General features: G+C 61.9%; 15 protein-coding genes. 8 read left to right on the plus strand and 7 right to left on the minus strand.

Annotated elements, in window-relative coordinates:
- Window positions 1-11 precede the first annotated feature (11 nt).
- The 5 genes from CO660_RS24020 to CO660_RS24040 are packed head-to-tail and all read right to left on the minus strand — an operon-like array spanning window position 12 to window position 4,589.
- Window positions 12-1,001 carry a branched-chain amino acid ABC transporter permease gene (locus CO660_RS24020; protein WP_097600821.1) on the minus strand — a complete coding sequence of 330 codons (990 nt, stop codon included), beginning with the start codon at window positions 999-1,001 and terminating at the stop codon, window positions 12-14.
- A 1-nt stretch (window position 1,002) separates the two neighbouring features.
- A complete protein-coding gene (locus CO660_RS24025) occupies window positions 1,003-1,890 on the minus strand; it encodes a branched-chain amino acid ABC transporter permease (RefSeq protein ID WP_097600822.1) in 888 nt (295 codons plus the stop codon).
- A gap of 4 nt (window positions 1,891-1,894) precedes the next feature.
- On the minus strand, window positions 1,895-2,596 hold the full coding sequence (locus tag CO660_RS24030) for an ABC transporter ATP-binding protein (protein ID WP_097600823.1): 702 nt from the start codon (window positions 2,594-2,596) through the stop codon (window positions 1,895-1,897).
- Complete coding sequence (locus CO660_RS24035) at window positions 2,596-3,378, minus strand: ABC transporter ATP-binding protein (RefSeq protein ID WP_097600824.1); 783 nt, start codon at window positions 3,376-3,378, stop codon at window positions 2,596-2,598. Before CO660_RS24035 ends, CO660_RS24030 begins: the two co-directional genes overlap by 1 nt.
- Window positions 3,379-3,383: 5 nt before the next feature.
- Window positions 3,384-4,589: an ABC transporter substrate-binding protein gene (locus CO660_RS24040; RefSeq protein WP_097600825.1), complete on the minus strand. Its 1,206-nt coding sequence runs from the start codon at window positions 4,587-4,589 to the stop codon at window positions 3,384-3,386.
- A 174-nt stretch (window positions 4,590-4,763) separates the two neighbouring features.
- On the opposite strand from CO660_RS24040, the gene CO660_RS24045 reads away from it, so the two are divergent.
- Window positions 4,764-5,711 (plus strand): LysR family transcriptional regulator, encoded by a 948-nt coding sequence (locus tag CO660_RS24045; RefSeq protein WP_097600826.1) that lies wholly within the window; start codon window positions 4,764-4,766, stop codon window positions 5,709-5,711.
- Here the strand turns inward: CO660_RS24045 and CO660_RS24050 are convergent, their stop codons facing one another.
- Complete coding sequence (locus CO660_RS24050; RefSeq protein ID WP_097600895.1) at window positions 5,712-6,050, minus strand: cupin domain-containing protein; 339 nt, start codon at window positions 6,048-6,050, stop codon at window positions 5,712-5,714.
- Window positions 6,051-6,221: 171 nt separating this feature from the next.
- Between CO660_RS24050 and CO660_RS24055 the strand changes: the two genes are divergently transcribed.
- From CO660_RS24055 to CO660_RS24070, 4 genes are all read left to right on the plus strand, one after another.
- On the plus strand, window positions 6,222-7,409 hold the full coding sequence (locus tag CO660_RS24055) for an acyl-CoA dehydrogenase (protein ID WP_097600827.1): 1,188 nt from the start codon (window positions 6,222-6,224) through the stop codon (window positions 7,407-7,409).
- An 87-nt stretch (window positions 7,410-7,496) separates the two neighbouring features.
- Window positions 7,497-7,958, plus strand: a complete 462-nt coding sequence (locus tag CO660_RS24060) for a DUF4126 family protein (RefSeq protein WP_097600828.1) — start codon at window positions 7,497-7,499, stop codon at window positions 7,956-7,958.
- Window positions 7,955-9,316, plus strand: coding sequence for an FAD-containing oxidoreductase (locus CO660_RS24065; protein ID WP_097600829.1), 1,362 nt, complete (start codon window positions 7,955-7,957; stop codon window positions 9,314-9,316). Before CO660_RS24060 ends, CO660_RS24065 begins: the two co-directional genes overlap by 4 nt.
- A 12-nt stretch (window positions 9,317-9,328) precedes the next feature.
- Complete coding sequence (locus CO660_RS24070; protein WP_097600830.1) at window positions 9,329-9,898, plus strand: DedA family protein; 570 nt, start codon at window positions 9,329-9,331, stop codon at window positions 9,896-9,898.
- Window positions 9,899-9,912: 14 nt separating this feature from the next.
- Here the strand turns inward: CO660_RS24070 and CO660_RS24075 are convergent, their stop codons facing one another.
- A complete protein-coding gene (locus tag CO660_RS24075; protein WP_097600831.1) occupies window positions 9,913-10,956 on the minus strand; it encodes an NAD(P)-dependent alcohol dehydrogenase in 1,044 nt (347 codons plus the stop codon).
- Between the two features lie 494 nt (window positions 10,957-11,450).
- Here CO660_RS24075 and CO660_RS24085 point away from each other — a divergent pair, with 494 nt between their 5' ends.
- From CO660_RS24085 to kdpA, 3 genes are all read left to right on the plus strand, one after another.
- Window positions 11,451-11,813 carry a copper resistance protein CopC gene (locus tag CO660_RS24085; protein ID WP_085781067.1) on the plus strand — a complete coding sequence of 121 codons (363 nt, stop codon included), beginning with the start codon at window positions 11,451-11,453 and terminating at the stop codon, window positions 11,811-11,813.
- 327 nt (window positions 11,814-12,140) lie between these two features.
- Entirely contained in the window at window positions 12,141-12,230 is a 90-nt protein-coding gene (locus CO660_RS24095; RefSeq protein ID WP_003547774.1) for a K(+)-transporting ATPase subunit F, read from the plus strand.
- Between the two features lie 64 nt (window positions 12,231-12,294).
- On the plus strand, window positions 12,295-13,998 hold the full coding sequence (kdpA, locus tag CO660_RS24100) for a potassium-transporting ATPase subunit KdpA (protein ID WP_097600833.1): 1,704 nt from the start codon (window positions 12,295-12,297) through the stop codon (window positions 13,996-13,998).
- Window positions 13,999-14,021: the final 23 nt, after the last annotated feature.

Below are 14,021 nucleotides of genomic sequence, written 5' to 3' on the forward strand. Positions count from 1 at the left end.
CGGAAGAGGAGCTAGCGGCGATAGACGAAGCCCAGCTTCCGGCCCAGTCGCGAAGCGTAGAATTCGCCGATAATGCCGCGGCGGAAGATCAGCACGCAGACCATGAAGACGACGCCGGTGATGATCGTGACCGGGAATTCCGAGGTGGCGAGGTAGTTTTCCAGCGCCACCACCAACCCAGCACCGAAAAGCGGGCCGATCAACGTGCCGATACCGCCGAGCAGTGTCATCAGGATCACCTCGCCCGACATCTGCCAGGCGACGTCGGTGAGCGTCGCGAACTGGAAGACGATCGATTTCACCGCGCCCGCCAGCCCGGCCAGCGCCGCCGACATGACGAAAGCGCCGAGCTTGTAGCGCGCAACCGAATAGCCGAGCGAGATCGCCCTTTGCTCGTTTTCGCGGATCGATTTCAGGATCATGCCGAAGGGCGAATTGATGAAACGCCAGATAATCAGCACGCCGATAATGAACACGGCGAGCACGAAATAATACATGTTGGTCGAGCTGTTGAGATCGATGACGCCGAAGAGATGGCCGCGCGGCACCGACTGGATGCCGTCTTCGCCCTCGGTGAACTTCGCCTGCAGGCAGAAGAAGAAAAACATCTGCGACAGCGCCAGCGTGATCATCGCGAAATAGATGCCCTGGCGGCGGATGGCGAAGAAACCCATGACGAGGCCGAGAAAGGCCGCCCCCGCTACTCCGATCAGAATGCCGAGCTCCGGCGGCAGGCCCCATGATTTCACCGTATAGGCGGTGAAATAGGCCGCACCGCCGAAGAAGCTGGCATGGCCGAAGGAGAGTAGGCCGGTATAGCCGAGCAGCAGGTTGAAGGCGCAGGCAAACAGCGCGAAGCACAGGAGCTTCATCAGGAAGATCGGATAGAAGAAGAACGGCGCCAGCAGCAGGAGCAGCAGTCCCACGAGAAGGAAGCCGGCCTGGACCGAAAGGGCGGTCCGGCTTTTTTCCGTTCGGATGGTTTCGGTGATGTCAGCCATGTCAAGCATCCCGGCCGAAGAGGCCCGCGGGCCTGATGAGAAGCACGATCGCCATGATGACGAAGATCACGATGTTGGAAGCCTCGGGATAGAAAACTTTGGTTAGGCCCTCGGCGATGCCAAGCACATAACCGGTGATGATCGCGCCCATGATCGATCCCATGCCGCCGACGACGACCACGGCGAAGACGACGATGATCATATTCGAGCCCATCAGCGGCGAGACCTGGTAGATCGGTGCGGCCAGCACGCCCGCAAAGGCTGCAAGTCCGGCGCCAAGCGCATAAGTGAGCGTCAGCAGCACTGGCACGTTCACACCGAAGACCTGCACCAGGACGGAATTTTCGGTGGCGGCGCGAAGATAGGCCCCGAGTTTGGTCTTCTCGATCAGAAGCCATGTGCCGAGACAGGCGACGAGCGAGACGACGACCACCCAGCCGCGATAGATCGGCAGGAACATGAAGCCGAGATTGGCGCCGCCGGCAAGGGCTGGGGGCGTCGCATAGGGCTGGCCGGACGAGCCATAGAGATAGCGGAAGGTGCCCTCGACGACGAGCGCCAGCCCGAAAGTGAAAAGCAGGCCGTAGAGCGGATCGAGATCGTAGAGCCGGCGCAGGAACAGCCGCTCGATGATCGCGCCGGCGAGTCCGACGATGATGGGCGCCAGGATCAGCGACGGCCAGTAGCCGATGCCGGCATAAGTCAACAACAGATAGGCGACGAAGGCGCCGAGCATATATTGGGCGCCATGGGCGAAGTTGATCACCCTTAGAAGGCCGAAAATGATCGCGAGGCCGAGGCTGAGCAGCGCATAAAACGAGCCGTTGATCAGGCCGATCAGAAGCTGGCCGAGCAGCGCCTGCAGGGGAATGCCGAAGATCATCGTCATCTGGTCACACTCCCAGAACCTTGTGCAGCGTATCCATGCGCTGCGGCAGTTCGCCGACCGGGAATTCCGACACCATCTGCCCATGATCCATCAGATAGAAGCGATCGGCAATACGGCTGGCGAAGCGGAAGTTCTGCTCGACCAGCAGGATCGTCATGCCGTGCTCCTTGAGTTTCTTCAGCACCTCGCCGATGCGCTGGACGATGACCGGAGCAAGCCCTTCCGTCGGTTCGTCGAGGATCAGCAGCCGCACACCGGTGCGCAGGATACGCGCGATCGCCAGCATCTGCTGCTCGCCGCCTGATAGTTTGGTGCCCGGGCTGCCGCGGCGCTCGTAGAGATTGGGGAAGAGCTCGTAGATCTCCTCGAGCGTCATGCCACCGCTAGCAACGACCGGCGGCAGCAGCAGATTTTCCGAAACGGTGAGCGTCGAAAAGATACCGCGCTCCTCCGGCACGAAGCCCATGCCGCGATGCGCCGTCTTGTGCAGCGGCACATGCATCATGTCGCTGCCGGCAAAGCTGATCCTTCCCTTGCGGGTTCGCACGATGCCGGTGATGGTGCGCAGCGTCGTCGTCTTGCCGACGCCGTTGCGACCGAGAATGGTGATCGTCTCGCCCTCGCCAACATGCATGTCGACGCCGTGCAATATATGGCTTTCGCCGTACCAGGCGTTAAGGCCCTGAACTTCGAGGAGAGCGGCCATCAGTGCTCCTCCGTGCCCATGTAGGCCTCGCGCACGCGCTCATCCTGACTGACCGTGGCATAATCGCCCTCGGCAAGGATCTCGCCGCGCTGCAGCACGGTGACTTGCTGGCAGATATTGGCGACGACGGAAAGATTGTGCTCGACCATCAGCACCGCCCGATCGCGGGCAACATCGCGGATGATCGCCGAGACGACGCCGACATCCTCATGCCCCATGCCGGCCATCGGCTCGTCGAGTAGCAGCACTTTCGGCTCCAGCGCCAGCGTCGTGGCGATCTCCAGCACGCGCTTGCGGCCATAGGAAAGATCGGCGGCGAAATGGTCGCGCTCCTTGGAAAGGCCGACGCTCGCAAGCAGCTGTTCGGCGCGCTCGTTCAGCCGGTCGAGCGCCGACAGTGGCCGCCAGAACTGCGTCGACAGATGGTTCGGCCGCTGCAGCGCCACGCGCACATTGTCGAGGACCGAGAGATGCGGGAAGACCGCCGAGATCTGGAAGGAGCGCACCAGCCCCATGCGCGCCACCCTGTCGGGCGGCGTGTCGGTTATATCGGTATCCAACAGGGTGATGGTGCCAGCCGTTGGCTGCAGGAACTTCGTCAGCAAGTTGAACACCGTGGTCTTGCCGGCGCCGTTCGGGCCGATCAGCGCATGCACGCTTGCGTCGTGCACGTCGAGATCGACATTCTTGACGGCCGTGAAGCCGCCGAAATCGCGGCGCAGGCCGCGGGCGGACAATACCACCCGCGGCTTTGCCTGAGTTTCAATCGCGGAAACCGCCATCGTGCTCACTTCACCAGATCGCAGCCGCTCTTAGCGGGATCGATGTAGGCTTCCTTGCCGGGAATGGTCGCGAGAACGTTGAAGTAGTCCCACGGCTCCTTGCTGTCGGCGGGCTTCTTGACCTGCAGGAGATACATGTCGTGAATCATGCGGCCGTTGGCGCCGACCGTGCCGCCGCGGCCGAAGACGTCGTCAACAGGCATTTGATGCAGCTCTTTGGCGACGGCTTCCGTCTCGTCGGTGCCGGCTTTCTGCACCGCCTTCAGATACTGCGTCACCGCCGAATAGGTGCCGGTATGGACCATGTTCGGCATCTTGCCGGTGCGGTCGAAGAACTTCTTGGCGAAGGCGCGGCTTTCGTCGTCGCGGTTCCAGTAAAAGCCCTCTGTCAGCGTCAGCCCCTGCGCCGCCTCAAGGCCGAGACCATGGACTTCGGCGAGTGTGAAGAGCAGCGCCGCCAGATGCTGGCCACCCTGGGTGATGCCGAACTCGGCCGCCTGCTTGATGGCGTTCGAAGTATCCAGGCCGGCATTGGCAAGACCGATCACCTTGGCGCCGGATGATTGCGCCTGCAGCAGGAAGGAGGAGAAGTCCTGGCTCGACAGCGGATGGCGAACGGCGCCGACGACCGTGCCGCCGCTCGCTTTCACAAAGTCGGTTGTCTGCTGCTCCAGCGAGTAACCGAAGGCGTAGTCTGCGGTCAGGAAGAACCAGCTGTCGCCGCCCTGCTTGACGAGCGCACCGCCGGTGCCGACAGCGAGCGCGTGGGTGTCATAGGCCCAGTGGAAGCCGTAGGGCGAACAGGCCTTGCCGGTGAGATCGGTCGTCGCAGCGCCGGTCACGATATCGATCTTCTTCTTCTCCTTGGCGATCGCCTGCACGGCGAGAGCTACGGACGAGGTCGTCAGTTCCATGATCGCATCCACCTGCTCGGTGTCATACCATTGGCGGGCGATGTTGGAGGCGATATCCGGTTTGTTCTGGTGGTCGGCATCGACGATCTCGATCGGAACGCCGAGCACCTTGCCGCCGAAATCCTCGACCGCCATCTTGGCCGCCTCGACGGAAGACTTGCCGCCGAAGTCGGCATAGACGCCCGATTGGTCGTTCAGGATGCCGATCTTGACCTTGCCGTCGGTCGCGCTCTGCGCGAGCACCGCTGTGCTGCTCGCAAGCAGAAATGCAACTGATGCAACGAGATTCTTACGCATATTCTCTCCTCCCAGAGATGAGCCAGATTGCGGGTCTGTTCAGATTTGGCCAGCCGCACTCCTCAGAGCGGCCGAGCCTTGGCCTACGATCACGGAAATTCCGCATTGAAGCAACGGGTGGTTTACAACTAATTCCAAACAGTATCTGTTCGTTTTTGAACAGATGGGACGGCGATGACCAATCCACCGCAGTTTACTTGGGATGATCTTCAGTTTTTTCTAGCGGTCGCCCGTACCGGACAGCTCTCGACGGCGGCCCGGCAGTTGCGCTCCAGCCATGCCACCGTTTCGCGACGTATCGACCGGCTGGAATTTACCCTCAAGGTCAAGCTGTTCGAGCGCAATCCGCGCGGTTACGTGCTGACTGCGATGGGCACGCGTTTCATCGAGACGGCCGAGCGAATGGAGCAGGAGACCGAGCGGCTGCGCGCCGACCTTGCCGATGGCTCGATGGCGCAGCGCGGCCTGGTGCGCCTCAGCGCGCCCGAGGGCTTTGCCAATTTCTTCTTCGCCACCGTGCTGCCGCGCTTTGCCGCCCAGCATCCGCATCTTTCGCTCGAGCTGGTGACAATCCAGCAGATCATGTCGCTGTCGCGCAAGGAGGCCGATCTTTCCGTTGTGCTCGACGAGCCGAAAGGCGGGCCTTATTACGCTGAAAAGCTGACCGACTATCACCTGCAGATCTACGGCTCGCGCGACTACCTGGCAAAGGCGCCTGATATCACCAGCCGCGAAGATCTGCTTCAGCATCCCTTCGTTAGCTATATCGAGGAAATGATTTTTGCGCCGGGGCTGGATTATCTCAGCGATGTGCATCCGCGCATCAAACCGCAGTTCCAGAGCTCCAGCATTTTCGCGCAGCTCACCGCCACCCGAAACGGCCTCGGCCTATGCATCCTGCCCTATTTCTTCGCCAGCCGCTATCCCGAACTCGTGCGCGTGCTGCCCGAGGAGATCGACCTCAAGCGCCATTACTGGATTACCTGCCATCGCGACCTGAAACAGGCGCCGCGTGTGCGGGCCGTTATCGACTTTCTGCGAGAGGCCGTGCGCGGCGAAGATGCGCGCTTCGTGCCGCCTTTTGTCGCCAACGCCCCGCGCCAACCAGAATCCGAAACGTGATTACTTGAGAAACTCTGCCCGGTGCGGCGTGAAGGTATCGATCAGCCGGCCCTTTTCCAGTGCCTTGACGCCATGGACGAGATTGGGCGGCACGATGAAGCTGCCACCCTGCCGCAGCAGTTCAGTGCGGCCATCGATCGTCACCTCGAAGCTGCCTTCGGCGACATAGCTTGCCTGGATGTGCGGATGCGAATGGGCTGCACCCACGGCGCCGCTTTCGAACGCCACTTCCACCATCATCATCTCGGGCAGATAGGTCATGATGCGCCTGGTGACGCCGGGCTCCGGATTGACCCATTGGGCACCTTCGGCCGATACGAACAGATCGCTTGACGACATTTCCGCCTCCTCATTCCAGAATCGAACGCGGGCAAAGTGGATCATGCCGCGGCGTTTGAAAAGATGGCGCGGCTCGTCTTTTAGACGCGAGCGCCCGCTGTTGACGCGATCGGCCGGGGGGTCTATGGCCAGTTTGAAGGCAAGCCTGATGAATGGTGAGGAGACGCCGCCATGCAGCATACGCGCGAGGTTTTCGACTGGGCCGACCCATTCCGCCTGGTGGAGCAGCTGACCAATGAGGAGCGCATGGTGCAGGATACCGCCCATGCCTATGCGCAGCAAAAGCTCACTCCCCGTGTTCTCGACGCCTTTCGCAATGAAAAGACCGATCCAGCCATCTTCCGCGAAATGGGCGAACTCGGCCTGCTCGGCCCGACGATTTCGCCCGATTATGGAGGCGCCGGCTTGGGTTATGTGGCCTACGGCCTGATCGCGCGCGAGGTCGAAAGGGTCGACAGCGGCTACCGTTCGATGATGAGCGTGCAGTCCTCGCTGGTCATGGTGCCGATCGAAACCTTCGGCTCAGAGGCACAGAAACTAAAATACCTGCCGAAGCTAGCGACCGGCGAATGGATCGGCTGCTTCGGCTTGACCGAGCCGGATCATGGCTCCGACCCCGGCTCGATGGCGACACGCGCCAAGAAGGTCGACGGCGGCTACAGCCTGACCGGCTCGAAGACCTGGATCTCGAATGCGCCGATCGCCGATGTCTTCGTCGTCTGGGCAAAGACCGAGGACGGCCTCATCCGTGGTTTCATCCTCGAAAAGGGCTGGAAAGGGCTTTCCGCGCCGGCCATCCATGGCAAGGTCGGCTTGCGCGCCTCGATCACGGGCGAAGTGGTGATGGATGGGGTCTTCGTGCCCGAGGAAAACCTGCTGCCCGGCGTCACCGGCCTCAAGGGGCCGTTCACCTGCCTCAACTCGGCCCGCTTCGGCATTGCATGGGGCGCACTTGGTGCGGCCGAGGATTGTTATGCCAGAGCCCGGCAATACACGCTGGAGCGCAAGCAGTTCGGCCGGCCGCTCGCTGCCAACCAGCTGATCCAGAAGAAACTCGCCGACATGGCGGCGGAAATCGCGCTCGGCCTTCAGGGCTGCCTGCGGCTCGGCCGGATGAAGGAGGAAGGCCATCCGCCGGTGGAGCTGACCTCGATCCTCAAGCGCAACAGCTGCGGCAAGGCGCTGGAGATCGCGCGTGCTTCCCGCGACATGCTCGGCGGCAACGGCATCTCCGACGAATTCGGCATCGCCCGCCATCTCGTTAACCTCGAAGTGGTCAACACCTATGAGGGCACGCACGACATCCACGCGCTGATCATTGGTCGGGCAATTACCGGCATCGCCGCCTTTGCGAACTAAGTTGCCCGCGCTGGCGAATTGCCACGCGCCTGACAATGTGCGACCTTCCCTGGCTGCGGCACACGGCCGGCAATGAGGGGATCGCGCATGTTTCTGCTTCTTGCATTGCTGATCGGTGTCATCTCTGGCCTTCGCGCCATGACGGCGCCGGCCGCCGTCGCCTGGGGCGCGGCGCTCGGCTGGTTCGACGTGTCGCAGACGCCGCTTGCCTTCATGGGCTACCGGTGGACGCCTTGGATTTTCACCCTTCTCGCGATCGTTGAACTCATCACCGACCAGCTGCCGTCGACGCCGTCGCGCAAGGTACCGGTGCAGTTCTCCGCCCGCATCGTCACCGGAGCACTTGCCGGCGCCACCATCGGCGCGGCGAGCAGCCTGCTCTTCGGCGGGCTGATCGCCGGGGTGATCGGCGCCGTCATCGGCACCTATGGCGGCGCCGCGCTGCGCGCCAGGCTTGCCGCCGCCTTCGGCAAGGATCTGCCGGCCGCCCTCATCGAGGATGCCGTTGCCGTTGTCGGCGCTCTATTAATCGTGGGAGCCGTGTCATGAAGAGCTTCGACGCCATCGTTATCGGCGCCGGCCAGGCCGGCCCGTTCCTCGCCGCCCGCATGGTCGAAAAGGGCATGAAGGTAGCGCTGATCGAACGCAAATTTCTGGGCGGCACCTGCGTCAATGCCGGCTGCATGCCGACCAAGACGCTGGTCGCCAGCGCCCGCGCTGCCCATGTCGCAAGAAGTGGCGCCGCCTACGGTGTCAATATCCCAGGCGAAATCGCTATCGATATGAAGGTGGTGAGAGCCCGGGCGGAAACCGTGACGATGAATGCCCGCAACGGCCTGATCGGCTGGTTTGACAGCATGGAGGGCATGCGCGTGATCTACGGCCATGCCCGTTTCGAGGATGCAAAGACCATCCGCGTCAATGGCGAGACGCTGACGGCGCCGCGCATTTTCCTCAATGTCGGCGCGCGGCCCGTCATCCCCGAACTGCCGGGCATCGACGATATCGATTACCTCACCAGCACGTCGATCATCCATCTCGATACGCTGCCGCGGCACCTTGCGGTGATCGGCGGCAGCTATATCGGTTTGGAATTCGCGCAGATGTATCGCCGCTTCGGCGCCGAAGTCAGCGTCATCGAGCACGGCCCGAAACTCGCGTCGCGCGAGGACGAGGATATATCGGACGCGATCGCCGATATATTGCGCTCCGAAGGCATCGAGGTTCATACCGATGCCGGCGACATCGCCTTTGTCCGAAACGGAAGCGGAGTGAGCGTCACCGCCGGCGCGGCGAAGATTGAAGCAAGCCATGTTCTGATCGCCACCGGCCGCCAACCGAATACCGACGACCTCGGCCTCGATGCCGCCGGCGTGGCGACGGATAAGCGCGGCTACATCACCGTCGACGACAAGCTTGCCACCAATGTCGAAGGTATCTTTGCGCTCGGCGATTGCAATGGTCGCGGCGCCTTCACGCATACCTCCTACAATGATTTCGAGATCGCCGCCGCCAACCTCCTCGATGGCGACGACCGCAAGGTCTCAAGCCGCATCCCGGCCTATGCGCTCTACATCGACCCGCCGCTCGGCCGGGTCGGCATGACGGAGAAGCAGGCGCGCGCCTCCGGCCGCAGGATCATGGTCTCGACCCGGCCGATGAGCCGCGTCGGCCGCGCCAATGAACGCGGCGAGACCAAGGGCTTCATGAAGGTGATTGCCGATGCCGAGACCAAAGAGATCCTCGGCGCGGCGATCCTCGGCATCGAAGGCGACGAGGTGATCCACGGCCTGATCGATGCGATGAATGCCGGAACCACCTATCCCGCACTGAAATGGTCGGTGCCGATCCATCCGACAGTGTCGGAGCTGATTCCGACACTGCTTGGGGATTTGAAGCCGGTTTAAGGCCAGGAACGCGTGTCCATCGAACTCCTGATCGAAAATTATGGGCTGCTGGCGATCTTTCTGGGCGCCGCCTTCGAGGGCGAAACGGCGGCTTTTCTCGGTGGCGTGATTTCCCACCGGGGGCTGCTGTCCTATTGGTCGGCGTCGCTCGCGGCCGTCGCAGGCTCCTTCGCCGGCGATCAGTTCTGGTTCTTCGCCGGCCGCTATGCTGGGCAATGGGCTCCCGTCCGCCGGCTGATGGAACGACCCGCGCTCGCCCGTGCGACACGGCTGCTGGAAAAATATCAGACCGGCTTCATCCTGGCGTTCCGTTTTCTCGTCGGCTTGCGCACGATCAGCCCGATCGTCATTGGCACGACGCGGATAACGACCGGTAAATTCGTCATCCTGAATGCGGTAGCCGCTCTGGTGTGGGGGCAGCTCTTCACAGCACTCGGTTATCTGTTCGGCAACGGCATCCAGCAGATACTGGGCCACCTTCCGTTGCATCGGCATCTGCTGATCGCCGTCGCGGCCGCCGCTGTCGTCGCAGCCGCGGCTCTACTCTTTCGCAGGATGAAACCAAGCGGCAGGCATCCGTAAAGGCTCTGCGGCGCCTATTCCATCACGATCTGCAGCTTCACGTCGCTCGGCCGGGCCTCGACGGCGCGGTCGAAGGCCTTGACCGAATCTTCGAACTTGAACGTCTCGGAGATCAGTGGCTTCAGATCGACCCGGCCCGAACCGAGCAATGCGATCGACCGCTCATATTGGTGAGCATAGCGGAACACGGTTTCGATGCGGATTTCCTTGGTGGAGGCCATCGAGACGTCGAAGCCGATCGGGTTCACCGGCAGGCCGACGGCGACGATGACACCGCCCGGACGCGGCAGTGCCATGATCGTCTCCCAGGCCTTCGGCGACCCGGAGCATTCGAAGACGACATCCGCACCCCAGCAGTCGGTCAGCCGACCGACCTCTTCGGCCAGGTTCTTCTCGCGGATGTTGACCGGGATGACACCCTGATATTGCGCGGATATATCGAGCTTCGGCTGGGCGAGATCGGCAACGATCGCGCGAGCGCAGCCGCCGGCAAGAGCGGCAATCGCGACCATCGTGCCGATCGGCCCGGCGCCGAGCACGACGGCAGTATCGCCGGGTGCGATCTTCGCCTTGGCTGCCGCCTGCATGCCGACGGCAAAGGGTTCCACCATCGCGCCTTCCGCGAAGCTGACATTGTCGGGCAGCTTGAAAGTATAGTTGGCCGGATGCACCACTTCGGGCGTCAGTACGCCATGGATTGGCGGTGTCGCCCAGAAGCTGACGGCAGGATCGATATTGTACATGCCGAGCCTGCTCGCCTTCGAGTTCGGATCGGGAATGCCGGGCTCCATGCAGACACGGTCGCCGATTTTCAGATGTGTCACACCGGCCCCGACCTCGACCACCGTGCCGGCCGCCTCATGGCCGAGCACCATCGGCGCGTTGACGACGAACGGGCCGATCTTGCCGTGGGTGTAATAATGAACGTCCGAACCACAGACGCCAACAGTATGAATCTTGATTCTCACCTGCCCTGGCCCTGTCTCCAGCGGCAGATCGATATCGCGCAACGCAAGCTCATGCTGGCGCTCCAGCACCAGCGCACGGACTTTGGTCATTGTCGGTTTCCTTCCCTATGGCCCCGAAGATTCAGAGGTGCCGTTGAGGCGACTATAAGACCGCAGGGCGCTTCGATTCAACCGCTGAGTAAGCTTTTGCCCATCACGCGACGAAATGCTCACATGCGTAGCCCGAAAGATAAGCGCCGATAAACCTCCGTATGATTCCGGAAGAGCACAGCGCGCGGTACAGTCTTACTCGTGAGCCACGGCAAGGCGGGAAGGCGACAAGTGATGAAGCATGATAACGACAATGTCGGCGGAAGCCGGCTTTCCCAGAGGATGCTTAGACCACTTCGAAAATTCTGGCGCAGACTGGTGGCCGATTTGAACGCCGCCCTTCGCAGAGACAACCCGGGGCAGCCAATGCGCGTCATTCTGCGGACGCGGGATCGAAATCGCCCCCGGCAGCGTTGATAGCATGCAGCCCGCACGGCGTGGCGGGAGCATGACGGCTCCCGGCGCCAATGGCTCGGCAATATAGGAAGGCCATCATGAAGTCGGTCGTGTCATTCTGCCTGTTCGCATCCCTTCTTTTCGCCGGCAACCAGGCGGCCGCGGCCCTCGAACAAGCATCACTGCCCTCGCAGCAGCAGGAAGAAGAGCTCGTGCCGGCCAATGTCGAGCTTACCTTCAGCGGTCCCGTCGATCTTGCCCGCTCGACCGCCACCTTGCTCGATGCCCAAGGCAGGGCGCTCCCCCTCGGCAAGCCGTTCCTCTCCGGCCCCGAAGGATCCATATTCAAGATCCCTCTCGATCCCGCAATGGCGCCCGGCCTCTATACCCTCGACTGGCGCGTTCTCTCGATGGACGGCCGCAGCGCCGAAGGCCGCTACCAGTTCCGGGTCGACCCTTGAATTTCAAGATCGCGCCCTGCTCTCGTCCCCGCTGCAGCCGCCTGAAAGCATTTATAAGATTTTTATATTGATGCGGTTTCGGCCGTCTCGAACCTTTATGCGCTCCGGCTCCATATTGGTGCCCGAGAGATCGAAGGATCCTCTCCACGCCAGAAAGCATAAAAGGCAGTCTCCAACGGCAGCGGCCCTTTGTCTTGTCTGACTCCAACAAGAACAACATGAGTCACGATCATGATGGATACCATTCTGCTCGGCACAGCGATCCTATTCTTCTCGCTGTGCTTTGCCTATGTCGCAGCCTGCGACAAGCTCTAAGGAGAAGCGACGATGACCCTCGATTATGTCCTGAGCGGCGCCGTAACCGTGTTTCTCACCGTTTACCTCACCTACGCTCTCTTACGCCCAGAACGCTTCTGAACCGGCGCTTGCGAGGCCGCGCTGCGCGACCGAGAACCAGCCGGGTATTGAAAGTTTTAGCTCCATGACCCTCAACGGATGGCTTCAGATCCTGCTCTATTGCGGGATCGTCCTTTTGCTCGTCAAACCGCTCGGCGGCTATATGACGCGCGTCTATAATGGCGAGCGAACGTTCCTCTCGCCCGTCCTCGTCCCGATCGAACGCGGACTTTACCGTATGGCCGGCACCGGCGAAGGCGAGGAGCAGCATTGGACCTCCTATGCCTTGGCGATGCTAATGTTCAACCTTCTCGGCGTCCTCCTCCTCTACGCGTTGATGCGCCTGCAGGGCGTTCTGCCCTATAATCCGGCCGGCATGGCCGCTGTTCCGCCCGACCTTTCCTTCAACACCGCCGTCAGCTTTCCCACCAATACCAACTGGCAGAACTACGGCGGCGAAAGCACCATGTCGTATCTGACGCAGATGGCCGGCTTCACGGTGCAGAATTTCCTTTCCGCCGCCACCGGCATGGCCATCGCCGTTGCCTTCATCCGTGCCTTCGCACGGGCGTCTGGCAAGGCGATCGGCAATTTCTGGGTCGATATGATCCGCGGCACGCTCTACATCCTGCTGCCGATCTGCATCGTGCTGACGCTCGTCTTCGTCTATCTCGGCGTACCGCAGACGCTCGGGCCCTATGTCGACGCGACGACTCTCGAAGGCGGCGAGCAGACGATCGCGCTCGGCCCGGTCGCCTCGCAGCTCGCCATCAAGATGCTCGGCACCAATGGCGGCGGTTTCTTCAACGCCAATTCGGCCCATCCGTTCGAAAATCCCGATGCGATTTCCAACCTCATCCAGATGGTTTCGATCTTCGCGATCGGTGCGGCTCTGACCAACGTCTTCGGCCGCATGGTTGGCAACCAGCGCCAAGGCTGGGCGATTCTGGCCTCGATGGGCGCGCTGTTCGTCGTCGGCGTCGGCATCACCTATTGGGCCGAAGCGGCCGGCAATCCGCTGATGCATGGCTTTGGCCTCGCCGGCGGCAATATGGAGGGGAAAGAAGTCCGCTTCGGCGTCGCGCTGTCCTCGCTCTTCGCCGTCATCACCACCGCCGCCTCCTGTGGCGCCGTCAACGCCATGCATGGCAGCTTCACCGCGCTCGGCGGCCTCATTCCGCTGATCAACATGCAGCTCGGCGAAATCATTGTCGGCGGTGTCGGCGCCGGCTTCTATGGCATCCTGCTGTTCATCATCGTCGCCGTCTTCGTCGCCGGGCTGATGGTCGGGCGTACGCCGGAATATCTCGGCAAGAAGATCGAGGCGAAAGAAATGAAGATGGCCGTTCTCGCCATCCTCTGCCTGCCGCTCGCCATGCTTGTTTTTACCGCCATGGCCACGGTGCTGCCCTCCGCTGTCGCCTCGGTCGGCACCCCCGGACCGCACGGCTTCTCCGAGATCCTCTATGCCTATACCTCGGCTGCGGCCAATAACGGCTCGGCCTTCGGCGGTCTTACAGGCAACACGCCCTGGTACAATGTGACACTCGGCATCGGCATGCTTGCCGGTCGGTTCCTGGTCATCATCCCGGCGCTCGCCATTGCCGGTTCGCTCACCGCCAAGAAGACAGTTCCGGCCTCGGCAGGCACCTTTCCGACCGACGGTCCGCTCTTCGTCGGCCTGCTGATCGGCACGATTCTGATCGTCGGCGGCCTGACCTTCTTCCCGGCGCTGGCCCTCGGTCCAATCGTCGAACACCTCGTCGCGATCGCCGGACAGACCTTCTGAGGCGATGCCGTAACCCACATCCC

Source organism: Rhizobium sp. L9, assembly GCF_002531885.1.
Taxonomy (GTDB): domain Bacteria; phylum Pseudomonadota; class Alphaproteobacteria; order Rhizobiales; family Rhizobiaceae; genus Rhizobium.